This is a genomic window from Candidatus Mycobacterium methanotrophicum, from assembly GCF_023515995.1.
Taxonomy (GTDB): domain Bacteria; phylum Actinomycetota; class Actinomycetes; order Mycobacteriales; family Mycobacteriaceae; genus Mycobacterium; species Mycobacterium methanotrophicum.
In genome coordinates this window covers 2148475-2166119 of sequence record NZ_CP097320.1, presented here as the reverse complement: position 1 = coordinate 2166119, position 17645 = coordinate 2148475, and the positions used below count along the sequence as shown (strand labels likewise).

The window sequence follows — 17645 nt, the reverse complement described above, 5'->3', positions numbered from 1 at the left end:
ATCACGAACGCCGTTTCTGCAGACCAAGCGGCTCTGCTTTGGGCGTATGCACCGCGGACTGATAGCCTAAGCAGTCGCCGCTCAAGCGTAAAGACACAGCGGCCAACCGTGACACCACAAGCCGCCAAAAAAATTACGTCGAAGGAATTGACGCGTGGCCAACATCAAGTCGCAGCAGAAGCGCAACCGCACCAATGAGCGTGCCCGACTGCGCAACAAGTCGGTGAAGTCATCGCTTCGCACAGCTGTCCGCGCCTTCCGCGAGGCCGCGGCCGCCGGCGAGAAGGACAAAGCCGCCGAGTTGCTGATCTCCACCAGCCGCAAGCTGGACAAGGCGACCAGCAAGGGCGTGATCCACAAGAATCAGGCGGCCAACAAGAAGTCAGCGCTGGCGCACGCCCTGCACAAGCTCTGAGTCAGCGACCCGGGTCGGCCTACCCAATTGCCCGGCTTGCCCCCTAGCCGCTCCGCGGCCGGGGGTGCCCCCACCGCGGGCCGTCCCGGCCCGCATCGTCGCCGGCCGCCAGCTCGGCGACTTTTCGCACCGCCGCTTCCAGCGCATAGTCGGCGTCAGCGGCCGCGCCCTTGACGTCGGCGTTGAGCGCCGCGACCAACCTCATCGCGATAGCGACCATGTCCCGCGACCAGCGCCGGGCTTGCTTCTGCGCCTTCTGCACCCGCCAGGGCGGCATCCCGGCTTCGGCGGCCAGGCGGTAGGGGTCACCGGAGAGCGGACCCACCCGGCCGATCGCATGCACGGCCTCGGCCAACGCGTCGGCCAGCACCACATTCGGCTCGCCGCGCATCATCGCCCACCGCAACGCCTCGACCGCACCTTCGACGTCACCGGCCACCGCCTTGTCGGCGATGTCGAATCCCTTCACCTCGGCCCTGCCACCGTGGTAGCGCCGCACCGCGGCGACATCGACACGGCCCGCGGTGTCGGCTACCAGTTGAGAACAGGCCGAAGCCAGTTCGCGTATGTCGGAGCCAACCGCATTCAGCAGCGCAGTGATGGTGTCGGTGTCGGACTTGACCTTCAGCGCACGAAATTCGTTGCGGACGAAGTCAATACGTTCGCTGGACTTGGTGATCTTCGCGCACGGGTACACCTGAGCACCGAGCGCGCGCAGCTGACTCGCCAGCGCCTTGGCACGCCCCCCACCTGAGTGCATCACGACCAGCTCGGTGCCCGACGGAATGTCCGCGGCGGCGTTGGCGAGGAGTTCCGCGGCTTCCTTGCCTGCCTCACCGGCGGCTTCCAAGACGACGACCCGCTCCTCGGCGAACAGGGACGGGCTCAGTAACTCGGCCAGCTGGTAGACACCGAGGTCGCCGGCTCGCACCCGGCTCACCGGAACATCGTCGGTGCCGGCGCGCTGCCGGGCCGCCCGTAGCACCCCGGCGACGGCGCGCTCGACCAACAACTCCTCGTCGCCCAGCACAAGATGCAATGCCGAAACCTGCTGGCTCACGGCTTTGATCGTGTCATGTGCGGCCGACAGCTCCTACCAGCAGGCCCGACAACGACCAAGAAATCAGCCCGGCAGCTGCGACCGCCATCCCGGCCCGAAACCAGCGCCGCCGCCACAACAGCGCGGCCAGGAGCGCAGCAAGGCCGACCGTCAGGACCCCGGATATGCCGGACGGCACCGGCAGGCTGGCGGCGGGCACGGCGGCTGCCCAATGCGCGATCCGCAACACCCACCACAGTTCGGGTCCGGTGAACCGGATCAGCAACTGCGCGGCGGCCGGCCAGCACGAGCACAGCGCGGCGGCCGCGCTGCCGAGCACGGTGATCGGCGCGATCAGCGCCGCCACTGCGAGATTGGCTGCGGCGGCCACCAGACTCACCCGACCCGATATCCCGGCGATCAGTGGCGCCGTCACCAACTGCGCTGCACACGCGACGCAGACGGCGTCCGCCAGCGGCCTGGGCCAGCCGCCCGCGACCAAGCGCTGCGACCAGATCGGCGCGATGGCCACCAGCGCCGCCGTGGCCACCACCGATAGCGCGAGGCCTACGTCGACAGCCAACTGCGGAGCGGCGACCATCAACACCAGCACGGCGGCGGCAAGCGCTGGAATCGCTTGCCGCCGCCGCGAAGACAGCATGCCGACCAGCGCTATCGCGCCCATCACCGCCGCGCGCAGCACGCTGGCCGTGGGCTGTACGACGATGACGAACACCACCAAGGCGATACCGGCCAGCGCCACCGCCGCCCGCGGACCGATCAGCCGCGACGAGAACAGCACCGCTCCGCACACGATCGTGACATTGGCCCCGGATACCGCTGTCAGGTGCGTCAAACCCGCGGCACGGAAATCTCGGCTGGTGATCGCACTGACCGTCGAAGTGTCGCCGAGCACCAGCGCCGGCAGCATCGCCGCTTGGTCTGCAGACAGCACGTGCCCGGCGGTGGCGGCGAACGCCGTACGGACTGCGTACGCAGCGCGATGCACCGGCCCCGCGCGACCCATCGTCGGCGGGCCGACCGCGTTCACCGCCGCGACGGTCAGGTCATGTCGGGTCGGGCGGGTGATCCTGGCGCGGAAGCGCATCGGCTGACCGACCATCACGGCAGTGAAGTCGCGCGCCGGCGCGAAAACCACCACTCGGCCCGACATCGGGTCGCGTCCCAGTTGCTGCAATGTGGCACGAAACATCAGCCTGCCCGAACGTCCTGAGCCCACCGACACCGCGCTTTCGCTGGGCGTGACCACCACCTGCGCAGCCGTCCCGAATGCCGCAGTGACGGGATGGCCGGCGACTGCGTTGGCGCGCAACGCAATCCCAAACCCGTACCCTGCCCCGACGACGCCAACGGCGACCACTCCGACGCCGATGGCACGCATCCGCGGGTTTCGCCGGCCGGTGCGCCACAACACAAGGCCCAAGGCGCTCACGACCGCACACACCGAGCCGACCACGCCGCCGATCGGCCAGATGATTCCCGCGGCGGTGACTGTCCAACTGGTCAACGCGGCCGGCACCAGACGGGCATCCAGCCGCGGCGGCGACGATGCAGACCCCAGCGATGAGGAGGAGCGGCGCGATGACGCTGCCGTCGCGGCGTCGCCGCCGGATGGGTTGTGCACCGGTCTTAGACACGAACCAGTGGGCGCAGCTTTTCCAGACGCGCCGGGCCGATGCCGTCGACCTCGGCGAGTTGATCGACGCTGGTGAACTTTCCGTTGGCGTCCCGCCAGGCCACGATCGCTGCCGCCGTCACCGGGCCCACCCCGGGCAGGGCGTCCAACTGCTGCACAGTTGCGGTGTTCAGGTTGACCGGCTGCTCCCGCGCGGGTTTGTCCTGACGAGATGGCGGGCCCGGCGTGCCCAGGGCGGCGGAGCCGGAGCTGACCGAACTGCCCAACACCGGCGGTTGCCCCTTGACGGGCGCGATGCCGACGACGATCTGTTCGCCGTCGCCGACTTGGCGGGCCATGTTCAGCCCGATGGTGTCGGCGCCATCCGTTGCGCCGCCCGCCGCCTTGAGCGCGTCGGCGATCCGCGCCCCCGGCGCCAAGGTGACCAGGCCGGGCGTGTGAACCAGGCCCACCACACTGACCACCACCGGTTGACTCGGGGTGGCCGGCTGACTTGAACTCGGGCGGCGGCTCGCCGACGCCACGGCGTCGACCGGCGGCAGTTTCGCCGACATCACGGGTGCGGACTGGTCGCGCATCAATGTAAAGATGGTGACCAGCACCGCGACTGCGGCGACCGCAGCCAACGCGACAGCGCCCGCCCGGCCCGGGTCGGCGCGCACCCGCGAGAGCCAACCGCCGCCGTGCTGTCCGGAACTGTCCGGAAGCCACCGTGGCAGCAGGGAGTTGGGGTCGGTGTCGGCATCGGTAGCGTCGGCATCGCTGTCCGGTTGGGCGCCGAGCCGTCGATGCAGCCGCTCGGCGGGCAGTTCTGTGCGCATGCGCCGACGGTAGGTGCGCCGGCTGTCGCGCCAGTGCCGTCGCCGAGGCTGGCGACGCCGGTTGTGCACTGACTGCCGACTGTGTACGAGTTTGACGGTTGGCCAGCCGGGTAGCCGAGGCCCATGGGTTTTGCACTGATCACCGGCGCATCAAGTGGTATCGGCTTCCAGCTCGCCAAGGAGTTTGCGCAGCACGGCTTTGATCTTGTGGTTGCCTCCGACGATGACGGTATTCACGCGGCGGCCACCGAGTTGTCCGAATGGAATACCGATGTCAGGCCGGTTCAGGTGGATCTGCGCACCTCGGACGGCGTCGAAATACTCTATCAGCAGATTACTGAGAGCGGTCGGCAACTCGACGCAGCGGCGCTCAACGCCGGCAGAGGCGCCGGCCAAAGCTTCGTGGACAGCAAACTCGAAGGACAACCTTTCGATCGTCGACCTGAACGTGCGGTCAACGGTGCACCTGACCAAGCTGGTCCTGCCGGACATGGTGCGCCGCGACGCCGGCAAGCTGCTGTTCACGTCGTCGATCGCGGCGATGATGCCAGGTCCCTACCAGTCGGTGTACAACGCATCCAAGCCGTTCATTCAGTCGTTCGCCGAAGCACTGCAGGATGAGTTGCGCGGAACCGCAGTCACGGTCACTTCGTTGATGCCCGGGCCGGTCGGCGACGTTGCCCTCACGAATCTTGACGTTGATCGCGTCGATGAACACCACCGGATACACCGGGTCCAGCGGACGGTTCTGCCGCTCGCTCATCGCTTCGATCACCCGGTCGGTGATCGTGGTGACGGCCTGCTCGGACACCCCGGGCATCACGATGCGGCCGATCAAGCTGATCGACGGCAGCGTCGAGGTCAACGAGGTGTTCTTCGAAGACGTCCGGGTGCCCGCCGATCAGCTTGCCGGAGAAGAGAATCAAGGCTGGACCTACGCGAAGTTCCTGTTGGGCAACGAGCGGACCGGCATCGCCGGGGTGGGCCGGACCAAGGTCCGTCTCGCCGAGGTCAAAGAGTGCGCCACCGACACCGGCATGCTCGACGATCCGCTGTTTGCCGCCCGGCTCGCTGAAGCCGAAAACGACTTGTTGGCATTAGAACTCACGCAGGTGCGGGTCGCGTCCGGCTCTGCGGACGGTAAACCCAATCCGGTGTCGTCGGTGCTCAAGTTGCGGAACAGCGTTTTGCAGCAGCTCACCACGGAATTGCTCGTCGAAGTCGCGAGCCCGGATGCGCTGCCGCTCGAGGCCGGCGACGAGATCACCGCAGTGGGCGCAGGGCAGCGTGCCGCACTACCTCAACTACCGCAAGACGTCGATTTACGGTGGCAGCAACGAAGTTCAGCGCACCATCATTGCGTCGACCATTCTCGGCTTGTAAGACAGGAGTGTGAGATAGAGCCATGGACTTTGAGTTGAGCGACGAGCAGCTACTGCTGCGCGACACCACCCGCGACTTGCTGTCCCGAGGCTATGACCCGGAAAGCCGCCACAAGGACGAGGTCGCCGCCGGGCAGCGGTTGCTGGCATTCACCCACCTCGAACCCGTGATGCGCGCTGCGTCCGCCGAGAGTATCGCGACAACCGCTGTGCGGCACGGTGATTCGTGGCTGCTCAGCGGCCGGAAGAACCCGGTGCTCGCCGGCGCGGGCACCGACAGCCTGGTGGTCGGCGCGAAGTTACCCGACGGCGGAATCGGTTTGTTCCTGGTCGACGGCGAGGCCGTGAGTCGCCAGCCGTATCGCACCTTCGACGGCCAGCGGGGTGCCCAGATCGACCTGGACCAGACGCCGGGCGCCCCGCTCGGCGGCGCGGTGGACGCGTCGGCGGCGATCCGCAACGGCGTCGTGCGCATCCAGTCGGCATTGTGCGCGGAGGCGGTCGGTGCCATGGAAGAGGCGCTTCGGTTGACCACCGATCATCTCAAGACGCGCAAGCAGTTCGCGCTCAACACGTTTCAGACGCTGACGCAGCGTGCCGCCGACATGTGCGTGTCGCTGGAACTGGCCCGCAGCATGAACTTCTACGCCGCGATGTCGATTGCCGACGGCAATCTGGACCCGGTCGTCGCGGCCAGGGCCAAGCTGCAGATCGGCCGATCGGGACGACACATCGCGCAGGAGTCGATTCAGCTGCACGGCGGCATCGGTAGGACCGCGGAATATCCCGTGGGCCACTATGCGGCGCGGCTGACCGCGGTCGAGCGCACCCACCCGCACCGCGATGCTCGGTTACCCCGCCGCCGACGGCCGGCCGCTGGTAGCGCCGGTGTGGTTCATCGTCGACAACGGGCAGCTGGTGTTCAACACCGGCCGCGACACGGCGAAAGGCCGTGCGCTGGCCCGGGATTCACGGGTCGTCATCTGCGTCGACGGCCCGCATGCGCCGTACTCGTTTGTGCAGGTGCAGGTGCAGGGCACGGCGTCGGTGCAGGACGATGCAGCGGACCTGCTCGAGATCGCGACTCGAATCGGCGGACGCTACATGGGCGCCCACCGTGCCAAAGAATTCGGCCAGCGCAACGCCGTGACCGGCGAGTTAGTTGTCCGAGTCCGGCCCACCAAGGTCATTTCGGGGTTCAATGTCGCCGACTGACGCCGCGCCCGTTTCCGAGGCCGACTGGGTATCCGACTCGGGCAGCTGATCCGCAAGATACTCGGCGAGCCCACCAATCGTAGGGTAGTCGAACACCGCGGTGGCGTTGATCGTGAACGCGCCACCGAACTGGCTGTGCAACCGGTTGCGAAGTTCGACCGCCATCAGTGAATCCGTGCCCAGGTCCAAGAACCGACTGGTGGCGGCCGGCGGTTGCGCAAGGCGCAGGAAACCCTGCACTTCGCGCTGCAGGAATTCGGTAATGAACCCGGCGCGCTGCGCCACCGGAATTTCCTGCAGTTTCCGGAGCAACTCACTGTCACCGGTTATCTCCCCGGCCGCACTCGGCAACACCAGGTCGAGAATCGGTGGGCGAGAACTGCCCAGCACCTTGGCAGCACGCTGCCAGTTGGCTTTGATGACGGTTGCCTGCGCCGTTCCGTTGGCGACGACCTGCGCGAGCGCTCCTAGGGCAGCCGAGGGTTCCAGCGGAATTAGGCCTTGCGCACTGATGTTGGCGCGCACCGCTTCCGACGCGGCCATGCCACCCCTGGCCCAGGGTCCAAAGTTGACGCCGGTCGCCGGCAAGCCGCGCGCCTGTCGTTCCGCGACCAGCCCGTCGAGCAGCGCATTGGCAGTCGAGTAGTTCGCCTGGCCGGGTGAACCGAGCAAGCTGGACACCGAGGAGGACACGATGAAGAAGTCGAGATCGTCCTTCTTCGTCAACCGGTCCAAGTAGATGGCGCCGAACGCCTTGGGCGCCAACGTCGTGCGGAAACGCTCCAGGCTCTGCTGTGACAGCAGCGCGTCGTCGAGCACTCCTGCCAAGTGCGCCACTCCCGCGAGCGGCGGTAACTCCGCGCGGATCCGCTCCAGCAACTGGGCGACCTGCGTCTCGTCGCCGATATCGGCCGCGAAGGTGTGGACGCGGCAGCGGTAGCGCTCGGTGATGTCCTCAATTGCCTGTTGTGCCTGCGCATCCGGCTCGCGCCGGCTGGTCAACACGATGTCACCAGCACCGAGTTGGGCCAGATAGGCCGCCGTGTACAGACCGATAGCACCGAGGCCACCGGTGATCAGATAGCTGCGATCGCCGCGCGGCTGCAACGGATTCGGCATGTGCAGCACGATCTTTCCGATATGCCGCGCTTGCTGCATCCGGCGGAAAGCCGTCTTCGCCTCGGTCAGGGGGTAGATCTCGGCGGGTAGTGGCGCCCACTCCCCTTGAGCCAACCCGTCCGACACCTCGCCCAGCAAGCCACGAATACGCTCGGGCTCATCGAAGGTAACCGTATCCAGCGCAACGATCTCGTAGGCGATATCGGGACGGGCCGCCGCCATCTGTTCGCGAGTCCAGATGTCTCGCTTGGCGATTTCGGCGAACCGGCCGTTTTGGGCCGTCGCCCGTACGGTCGCTTCGACAAACCCCTCATTGGTCAGGCTGTTGAGTACCACATCGACGCCGGCACCGTCAGTATCAACGAGGATTTGATCGGCGAAATCGGTACTGCGCGAGTCGTAGACGTATTTCACACCCAGCTTGCGCAGCGTCGCGCGTTTGTAGGTGCTTGCGGTGGCGAAGACGACCGCCCCGTGCTGCTGGGCCATCTGGATGGCGGCCAGTCCGACACCACCGCTGGCGGCGTGGATGAGCACACGGTCACCCGGCTTCAGCTGCGCCCAGTCGAATGCGAGTCGGGCCGTGAGTGCCGCAGCGGGAATGGTCGCCGCGGCTACCGCGCTCAGGCGGTCGGGAATCGGCGCCAGCAACTGGGCCGGCACGTTGAACCTGCTGGCGAACGCGCCCTGCATGAATCCGTAGACGCGCATGCCCACCTCGAGTCCGCTGACGCCGCCACCCACCTGGGTGACGGCGCCAGCGAAGTCGCCGCCGATCGGGCCCGGATCGCCGGGGTAGAGGCCCAGCACATTGAGCACATCCCGGAAGTTCAAACCAGCGGCTTCAACTCGGACCTGCACATAGCCGTCGTCCGGCGGCGGCACTTCCGCCTCGGTCAGGCGCAGGTTGTCGATCGCGCCGCGTTCCGTGGGCGCCAGCGCATAATCAGTTGCTCGCGGTAACGCGAGATGACCGCTGCGCGACCATTGCAGTAACCGGGACGCCAGGAACTTGCCTTGCCGTAACGCGAGTTCGGGTTCGTTGAGGGCTTGGCTCGGTGCGCCGAGAAGGTCTGCCAGCGAGTGCACGGCGTCCTCTGAGCCGTCGCAGTCGATGAGCCGGCATCGCAAACCCGGTTCCTCATTGACGACGGTGCGCCCGAGTCCCCACAACGCCGCCTGCACCGGGTCGACCGGCTCGCCGGATTCGGTCGCCACAGCTCGTTCGGTGATGATCCACAGTCCACCGGGAAGTTTGATCGCCGGATCGCCCTGCACGGTGTGCACGGCACTGAGCAAGTGGCCGACCTCGGTCTCCAGCCGTGCAGCGGACTCAGCGCTCGACTCTTCTACGCCCGGTCCGGTGCTACGCCAGACGACGCCGCAGAACGGCATACCGCGCCCGTGAGCCTGTGCCAGCAGCTGCCCCAATTGCTCCGGATCTGTTCTCCGGTCAAAGGAGATGCAGCCGGGCAGCTTGGCCGCCAGTTCGTCGAATCCGGCAATCAGCCAAGTGCCGATCGTGTTCGGCGGGTCGTCGCTCGATGCCGGCGGCGGCACCTCGTGCCAGCCGAGGGTATACAGCAGCCGGGTGGCATCGCCGCCGAGCCCGCGCAACAACGCTTCGCGGGGAGCGCGTTTGACTGTGAACTCACGAATCCCGCCGAGGCGGCGGCCATCCCGGTCCACGAAATCCAGGTCGAAGACTTGGGTTTCAACGTCCAGGCCGCTGGTGTGCCACTTGGCGCGGCAGTAGAACCGCCGAGGCATTTTCTCGCGCAGCTCTACTCGTCCGTAGCGCAACGGCAAGAACAGGTCGGAAACCCCTTGTTCGGCCGCAAGTAGGGCTGGGAATGCCGGAAAGGCAACTCCGGTGCACAGGTCGAGCAGCACCGGGTGAATCGGTTCGGTTCCGAGATGTTCGGTGAGTTCTGCGCCGACGATGACATCACCGATCGCCTCACCCTCGCCGACCCACAGCGATTTCAGGGAATTTGACCAGGCGGGCCCCCATGCCAGCTCCATGTCGGCGAAGGTCTCGAACAGTTGCTGCGGGCGCGTACGCTCCATTGACTCGATGACCGCGTCGATGGGCTCCGCTGATTCGGCTACCGGCTCGTCCTCGATACCGGTGACGACAGTGCCGTCGGCGTTAAACGCCCATTCGGTGTCACGGACGCCGTATGGGCGGCTGTGCACCCGAAAGCTCCAGCCGCCGCCGTCCTCAAGCGGATGCAACGTCAGCTGCACCTCGCGGGAAGTCTTCTCCGGCAAGATGATCGGCTCATAGAAAAAGACGTCTTGCACCCGGGCCGGTGGCCCGACGGCGGCCAAGGCCATCGCCGCGTACGTCGCCCCGGGCACCACAACGGTGCCGTAGATGACGTGATCGGAAAGCCACGGTTGCGATTTGACCGACAGCCTGCTGGTGTAGACAGAGTCCCCGGAGGCGAGATCTTTTGCACCGCCAACGATTCCGGATGCGCCCGCGCCCTGTCCGTCGAAGCCGGCGGTGCCGGAAGTCTTGGGCCAGAAGCGACGGCGTTGGAACGGATAAGTCGGCAGTTCGAGCCTGCGGCGAGGTTGGTGATGCAGCGCAGCGAAGTTGGGCCGATGACCGCTGACATAGGCCGCGGCCAGCGCTTCAGCGATCTGGCGCTGGTCGCCGACGCCCTTGCGCAGAGAAGCGATCGCGCGCGGCGCGGCCAAATGCTCCGGCCAGACTTGGACCGCAGCCCCGGTCAGAACCGGTTGCGGACCAATCTCCATCAAGACCGAGCATCCCAGTGCCGCCACAGTGCGCACGCTTTCGGCGAACTGCACCGGCTGGCGGGAATGCCGCCGCCAGTATGGAGCGTCCAGCGGGGTTTCCGCGGTGAGGACGGTGCCGGTGCGGTTGCAGACCAGCGGCAACGTCGGCATGGCGTACTGCAATTGCCTAGCGTATGACTCGAATTCGCCGAGCACCGGCTCCAGCAACTCCGAATGGAAGGCATGACTGGTTTCCAGCCAGCTGCAGCGGATCCCGTCGTTGCCACATTTGGTGGCTATCTGCTGCAGATCCTCACCCGGACCCGACAGCACCGAGTTGGGGCCGTTGTAGGCGGCGAGAGAAATCCGAGAAAATTCGCTGGCGATTTCCTCGACGTGCTTGGCGTCGGCGAACACCGCGACCATCCGGCCGCCCTCGGGCAGACTGCCGAACAGCCGGCCACGCTCGGCCATTAGCCGTGCACCGTCCTCGAGGCTGAACACCCCGGCCACACACGCTGCCGCGTACTGGCCCACGCTGTGCCCCAGCACCACATCGGGCTCCACGCCCCAGGACTGCCACAGCCGGGCCAGACCCATCTCGACGGCGAAAAGCGCCGGCTGGGCGAACGACGTGTGCTTCAGCGTCTCTCCGGCCTCACCGCCGGTCTCGCGGTCGGTGGCGAACAGCACCTCCAGCAGCGGGCGGGCCAGTATGCCCTTGACCGCGTCCGCGCAACGTGTCACTGTCTCTGCGAAAACCGGCTCAGCGTCGAACAATTCGCGGGCCATCCCCGGATGCTGGCTGCCCTGCCCGGTGAACAGCCACGCCGTCGTCGGCCGGTCAGTGCACTCGCCACGTATCATGCCGGGTCGCAGCTTGTTCTCGGCCAGCTCGGCCAGGCTGTCGCGGGCGCTTACAACCGAATCCACCACTAGCGCGGCTCGGTGCTCGAAATGCGAACGCCCCGCCCCGGCCGTGAGGCACACATCGGCGATGTCGACCGCTGGATGCTCGTCCAGCCAGGCTCCATAGCGCCGCGCCAACGCCGCCAGTGCCTCCGGTGACCGTGCAGACAGCGGCAGCACGTTGACCGATTCATCGATGTTGGCCGGTTCCGGTGCGGCTGCGACTGGGGATTGCGGCGGGGCCTCCTCGATCAGCACGTGCGCGTTCGTGCCGGTGAATCCGAAGGAACTCACGCCTGCGCGCCGCGGCCTACCGCTCGCCTGCCAAGGAGTCGGCTCGTCCACGACCCGCACCAGCAAGGAGTCCCACGGGATATGCGGCGAGGGTGTGTCAAAGTGCAGGCTCTGCGGCAGCATTCCGTGCTGCAAAGACAACACAACCTTGATCAGTCCGGCGGCCCCAGACGCCGACTCGAGGTGGCCGATGTTGGTCTTCACCGAACCCATCAGCAATGGCCGGTCCGCGTCGCGGGCGGCACCGTAAACAGCCCCGGCCGCCTGCACCTCGATTGGATCACCGAGCGGGGTGCCTGTTCCGTGCGCCTCGAGATAGTCGACGTCCCCGCCGGTCAGACCGGCACGAGCCAGCGCTGTTCCGATGAGCCGTTGCTGTGCACCACCATTGGGCACCGTCAAACCGCTGGAAGCGCCGTCTTGGTTGACCGCACTGCTCGGGATGACCGCGCAAACCCGGTCGCCGTCGCGCACCGCATCGCTTAACCGCTTGAGCACCAGAATCCCGCAGCCTTCGCCGCGCACATAGCCGTCGGCGGAGGCGTCGAAGGTCTTGCATCGCCCGACGGGGGAAAGCATTCTGGCGCGTGAGGCGGCGATGTTGGTTACCGGACTCAGCAAGACGTTCACCCCGCCGGCCAGCGCCAAATCGCAGTCGCCGGAGTGCAATGCCTGGCAGGCCTGATGCACGGCCACCAACGACGAGCTGCACGCGGTATCGAGCGCCACCGCCGGTCCTTCCAGCCCGAGCGCGAAGGCAACCCGACCCGAAATTGCATTGAGCGCGTTGCCGGTGATGAAGTGCGGCTCGATTTTGTCAACCGCCTCGGCGGATAGCAGATGCGCATACTCGTTGGCAGCCACGCCGACGAAAATGCCGGTTCGGCTGCCGCGCAACGTCGCCGGGGAATACCCAGCCCTTTCGAGGCCTTCCCACGCGGTTTCGAGCATCAGCCGCTGCTGCGGCTCGATCCACACAGCCTCGCGCGGGGAGATGCCGAAGAATTCGGGATCGAATCCGTCGATGCCGTCGAGGTATCCCCCGAAGCGGCTGTAGATCTTGCCCGCGGTCTCTGGATCCGGGTCGTAAAACTCGTCGATGTCGAATCGGTCCTCCGGGACTTCCCGGATCGCATTGACACCGCCGGACAGCACCTCCCAGAAAGCTTCCGGGTCGGGTGCGCCGGGGAAACGGCACGATACCGCGACGATCGCGATCGGCTCATCGGTGCGCGTCGTCACGGCCGAGGCCAGCGCAGGCCCTGACTTGGCGGGCGCCTGCTCGCTGAATCCGAGCACGTCGCCGAGCAGGTAATCCACCACATCGGACAGACGCGGGTAATCCATCGCCAGCGTCGCCGGTATTTCCCTACCCACTCCTTGCTCGATGCGGCGCCGCAACTCGACGGCCATCAGCGAATCCATGCCGAGATCAAAGAATCCCGCATCCTCGCGGATCTCCGCGGCGTCGACGCGCGTCACCTCGGCCACGGCGTCGCGCAAGTAATCCGCGAGAAGTTTCTTGCGGTGCTGCACCGGTGCGTTCGTGAGCCGCTCGACAAGCTGGGTCTTCCCAGACAGAGTTGGCGTCGGCGCCGTATCGGGCACCTCACGTTCCAGCTCCGCCAGGAACGCTCGCCGGCCCGCCTGCTGGTACAGCGGCAGAAAGCGGGCCCAGTCGATGCGGGCCACAGTCCCATTGGCTGCCCCCTGCGCGGACGAAGCCGCCATGAGATCGGCCATACCCGCCAGTGCGTCCGCAGGTGACAACGTCTTGATCCCGCGCTTACCCAGTTGGGCACGGGCCTGCTGGTCGGCCATGCCCACCGACCACGGACCGAAATTAACGCTGATCCCGCGGACACCGTGCTCACGCAGCCGCCAGGCCAGCCCGTCGAGAAAGGCGTTAGCCGCGCCGTAGGCAGTCTGACCGAATCCACCCCATACCGAGGCGATCGATGAGGTGCTCAGGAAGAAGTCCAGTTGCAGGTCAGCGGCCGCTTCGCTCAAATGCCAAGCGCCCCAGACCTTGCCGGCGAACACCCGATCTACTTCGGAATCGTCCTGGACGCTCAGCGGGGTGGTACCGATCTCACCTGCGGCATGGACGATGCCGGCCAACGGCGGCAATTCGGCCTGCATGGTGGCTAACAGGCGTGCGACGTCGTGCGCGTCGGCGACATCTGCTGCGACAACCCGGACTTCGCAGCCGTGCTGTTCGCAGAGCGCATCGATGCGCTGCTGCGCGGCATCGCTGGGTGAGCGTCGGCCGGTCAGCGCCAGATGCCGGGCGCCGTGGACGGCCAGGTATCCGGCGATTTCCAGTCCGATCGCACCTAGTCCACCGGTCACCAAATACGTTGCGTCGTCGCGCAGTGCCAGCGGTGTCGCGCCCGCCGGCCCAACCCGTCGAACCAGCCGGGCAACGTAAACCGCTTCATCGCGCAAGGCCAGTTGGTCTTCGGTGACCGAGTCGGGCGATGCCGCCAGCACCTGGTTGATGAACAGCGACCATTCGTCGGCGCTGGCGCCGGCCAGATCCGCCAGTCCACCCCACACTTGCGGAAACTCCAGCGAGGCGGCACGACCAAATCCCCATAGGCAACTCTGATCTGGTGACACGGTGTCGGTGTCGATGACTCGTTGTGCGCCGCGAGTCACCATCCAGATGGGCCTGCGCAATTCTGCGGCAACCGCCGCGCGGAAGATCCGCCGTGTTCCCCCAAGGACTCGGTGTTGCATCCGCAGCAGCGAGCGCATTGATGGTGCGCTGCCGGTGTCGAGGGCCGCGACATCGACGATTCGTAGCGTCGGATCCTCTGCTACCGCAGCGCGCAACCCAACCTCGAGTTGTTCCTCGTCCGCGTCGGACACCGGCAACCTGAGAATCCGATGCTGGTGCCCATGGGCGGTCAACGCGTCGACCAAGGGCTGGGTGACATTGCCGTCATCGCCGATGATCAGCCAGGTAGACCCCTGACCGGCTTGCGCAGATGGGACCGCGGCAGCATATTTCTCCCAACGGACCTCGTAGCGGCCGTCCGCGATCGACCGGGTTTGACGCTGCTGATTGTGTTGTGCGGCAAGCTTCGTCAGCACGTCGACAGTCTGCTGATTGCCGCTCGCACCGTCGAGCAGCGCGGCGAGTTCCTCGATCCGATCGTCCTCGAGAAGCCGGACGGCTTCAGTACGCGCAGCAATGTTCTGTTCTTGGTGGGGGCGCTCCCGATTGTCTCGGTACCAGTACTGGCGATGCTGGAACGGATACGTCGGCAGGTCGAGCTTTCGCGCCGACCCTTGTCGCAGCGCGCCGAAGTCGGGCAGATGGCCCAGGACGTACGCGTCGGCAAGGGCTTCGGTGATTTGGCGGTGGTCGACGGTATTTCGACGCAATGACGCGATCGCGCGCGGTGTAGTGGCCGGGTCAGGCCAGGCCCGCAACGCTGCAGCGGTGAGCACCGGTTGAGGGCCCACCTCCAGCAACACTTTGCAACCCAAATCGGCAAGTGTGCGCACGCTTTTGGCGAATTCCACCGGTTGGCGCGCGTGGCGGCGCCAATAGGCGCCATCGAGCGTCACGCTCCTGCCAAGCGCGGCGCCGGTGCGGTTACACACTAAAAGCCGTTGTGGCGAACTGAAATTGAACCGGTTCGCATATGACTCGAACTCGTCGAGGATCGGTTCCAGCAGCGCCGAGTGGAACGCGTGGCTGGTCTCCAGCCAGTCACACCGGACACCGTCAGCCATCAACCGGGCGACCGCCTTGTCCAGATCTTGCGCGGGCCCGGACAACACGGTGTTAACACCGTTGTAGGCGGCCACCGATAGGCTCGGGAACTCGTCGGTGAGGCTCTCGACCCGCTCGGCGGCGGTAAAGGCCGCGACCATCCGGCCACCGGCAGGCAAACTGCCGAAAAGGCGGCCGCGCTCCGCCATCAGCAGCGCGCCATCCTCGAGACTGAACACGCCCGCGACGCAGGCCGCCGAATACTGGCCGACGCTGTGCCCCAGCACCACGTCGGGTTCGAAGCCCCATGACTGCCAGAGGCTGGCCAGGCCCATCTCCACCGCGAACAAAGCGGGCTGCGCGTACGAGGTCTGCCGCAGCGTCTCTTCGCTGTTCGGCGCATCCGCATCGAAAATCACGTCCAGCAATGGTTTTTCGAGAACGTCGGCGACCACTGCGGCACAGCGGGTCAGTGTCTCGGCGAACACCGGCGCGGTGTCGAACAGCTCTTTTGCCATGCCGGGGTACTGGCTGCCCTGCCCGGTGAACAACCACGCCGTCTTCGGTTTGTCGTCGGATACCCCGCGCACCAGGCCAGGCGCCGGGCGGTCGTCGGCGAGCGCACCGAGCAACTCGCCGGCAATTTCCTTGGAATCGACTACCAACGCGGCACGGTGTTCGAAGTGTGCTCGGCCCACCCCGGCGGTAAAGCACACGTCCGCCAAGCTGGCCTCCGGGTGGGCGCTGAGCCAGGAGCGATATTGATCGGCAAGCTGAACCAATGCGGCGGGCGTGCGCGCCGATAGCGGAAGTACGCCGAATCGTCGATGCCCGGACTGGTCGATCCGACTCGGTGCGACCGCGACCTCACTGACCTGTTGCGGCGCTTCCTCGAGGACGACGTGCGCGTTGGTTCCGGCGAATCCGAATGAGCTGATTCCCGCGATACGCGGCCGGCCGTCGCGTTCCCACGGAGTGGCCTCTTGCACAACCTGCAGCGCAAGCCGGTCCCACGGAATGTGCGGCGACGGATTGCGAAAGTGCAGGTGCGGCGGCAGCAACTCGTGCTCGAGCGACAGGATCACCTTGATCACGCCCGCGATTCCCGCGGCAGCTTCCAGGTGGCCGATATTCGTCTTTGCCGAGCCGATCAACAGCGGCCGGCTCGCGTCGCGCCCCACGCCGAACACCGCACCTGCTGCCTGAGCCTCGATCGGGTCGCCCAGCGATGTCCCGGTGCCATGGGCCTCCAGGTATCCGACGTCGCCGGGTGCGACCCCGGCACGCTTCAGCGCCTCGACGATAACGCGTTGCTGGGCAACGCCATTGGGCACCGTCAAACCACCCGAAGCGCCGTCCTGATTGATCGCGCTGCCCCGGATCACGGCCCGGATCCGGTCACCGTCGCGCATCGCGTCCTCCAGCCGCTTGACGACGATGACGCCACAACCCTCACCCCGCACGTAGCCGTCTGCGGCCGCGTCGAAGGTCTTGCACCGGCCGTCGGGCGCGAGCATGTGCGCGCGGGAAAAAGTGATCATGGTCGCAGGAGTGAGCAGGACGTTGGCACCGCCGGCCAGCGCGAGGTCACATTCCCCCGAGCGGAGCGCTTGGCATGCCTGATGAATTGCCACCAACGACGAGCTGCACGCCGTGTCGACGGCCATCGAAGGGCCCTGCAGCCCCAACCGGTAGCTGATCCGGCCAGCTGCTGCGGCATTCGACGTCCCGATTGCCATATACGCTTCGATTTCGGGGAAAGTCAGCTCGGCCGACGCCATTCCCAGGTAATCGTGGGTGGCCAACCCGACGAACACACCGGTGTTGGTATTCGCCAAAGCCGTCGGCGCGGTGCCTGAATGCTCCACCGCCCGCCACGCCGTCTCCAGCAGCAGCCGATGCTGCGGGTCCAGCAGCCTGACCTCGCGTGTCGACATACCGAAAAACGGCGCGTCGAACCCCGTCACGTCATCGACAAAACCTGCGCGACGGGTCGCAATCTTCCCGGGCGTGTCGGGATCAGGGTCGAAGAATTCGTCGACATCCCATCGGTCTTGGGGCACGTCCGATACCGCGTCCCGGCCGTGCCGCAGCACCTGCCAGAACTCGTTTGCATCAGCGGCACCCGGGAAACGCGCCGCGTAGCCAACGATCGCGAAGGCCGCTGCCGGCCCCTGATGACCTGCGACGGATGCCATGCGGTTGTCCTTCCTGCTTGAGCCCTGCTCGGCCGTGAAGATGAGATCACTGCGGGCGGCACTGGGCCGCGCTACAGAATCACTCCCGCAGCCCGTATCGTAAATGCGGCGTCGCCAC

The 17645-nt window shown here is 66.4% G+C and carries 6 protein-coding genes and 4 pseudogenes; 5 read left to right on the top strand and 5 right to left on the bottom strand.

What is annotated here, in order from left to right; genetic code table 11:
• Positions 1-154 precede the first annotated feature (154 nt).
• Positions 155-415 carry a 30S ribosomal protein S20 gene (rpsT, locus tag M5I08_RS11400; protein ID WP_219065759.1) on the top strand — a complete coding sequence of 87 codons (261 nt, stop codon included), beginning with the start codon at positions 155-157 and terminating at the stop codon, positions 413-415.
• 43 nt (positions 416-458) lie between these two features.
• Here the strand turns inward: rpsT and holA are convergent, their stop codons facing one another.
• The 3 genes from holA to M5I08_RS11385 all read right to left on the bottom strand — a co-directional run bounded on the left by holA (position 459) and on the right by M5I08_RS11385 (position 3932).
• Complete coding sequence (gene holA, locus M5I08_RS11395; RefSeq protein WP_249763347.1) at positions 459-1454, bottom strand: DNA polymerase III subunit delta; 996 nt, start codon at positions 1452-1454, stop codon at positions 459-461.
• A gap of 34 nt (positions 1455-1488) precedes the next feature.
• On the bottom strand, positions 1489-3036 hold the full coding sequence (locus tag M5I08_RS11390; RefSeq protein WP_249763346.1) for a ComEC/Rec2 family competence protein: 1548 nt from the start codon (positions 3034-3036) through the stop codon (positions 1489-1491).
• Between the two features lie 68 nt (positions 3037-3104).
• Positions 3105-3932 carry a ComEA family DNA-binding protein gene (locus tag M5I08_RS11385; protein ID WP_219068049.1) on the bottom strand — a complete coding sequence of 276 codons (828 nt, stop codon included), beginning with the start codon at positions 3930-3932 and terminating at the stop codon, positions 3105-3107.
• 123 nt (positions 3933-4055) lie between these two features.
• Between M5I08_RS11385 and M5I08_RS11380 the strand changes: the two are divergent.
• Positions 4056-4602, top strand: a pseudogene (locus M5I08_RS11380) (SDR family NAD(P)-dependent oxidoreductase); the annotation flags it as partial.
• On the opposite strand, the pseudogene M5I08_RS11375 reads toward M5I08_RS11380, so the two are convergent.
• Positions 4594-4743 (bottom strand): annotated as a pseudogene (locus M5I08_RS11375) (transposase); the annotation flags it as partial. The pseudogenes M5I08_RS11380 and M5I08_RS11375 overlap by 9 nt on opposite strands.
• Between M5I08_RS11375 and M5I08_RS11370 the strand changes: the two are divergent.
• From M5I08_RS11370 to M5I08_RS11360, 3 genes and pseudogenes are all read left to right on the top strand, one after another.
• Positions 4742-5315 (top strand): annotated as a pseudogene (locus M5I08_RS11370) (acyl-CoA dehydrogenase family protein); the annotation flags it as partial. The pseudogenes M5I08_RS11375 and M5I08_RS11370 overlap by 2 nt on opposite strands.
• 22 nt (positions 5316-5337) lie before the next feature.
• A pseudogene (locus M5I08_RS11365) lies at positions 5338-6144 on the top strand (acyl-CoA dehydrogenase family protein); the annotation flags it as partial.
• Between the two features lie 13 nt (positions 6145-6157).
• Positions 6158-6529, top strand: coding sequence for a PPOX class F420-dependent oxidoreductase (locus M5I08_RS11360; RefSeq protein ID WP_219068047.1), 372 nt, complete (start codon positions 6158-6160; stop codon positions 6527-6529).
• Here M5I08_RS11360 and M5I08_RS11355 read toward each other — a convergent pair.
• A complete protein-coding gene (locus M5I08_RS11355) occupies positions 6473-17527 on the bottom strand; it encodes a type I polyketide synthase (RefSeq protein ID WP_219068046.1) in 11055 nt (3684 codons plus the stop codon). The genes M5I08_RS11360 and M5I08_RS11355 overlap by 57 nt on opposite strands.
• Between the last annotated feature and the right edge of the window lie 118 nt (positions 17528-17645).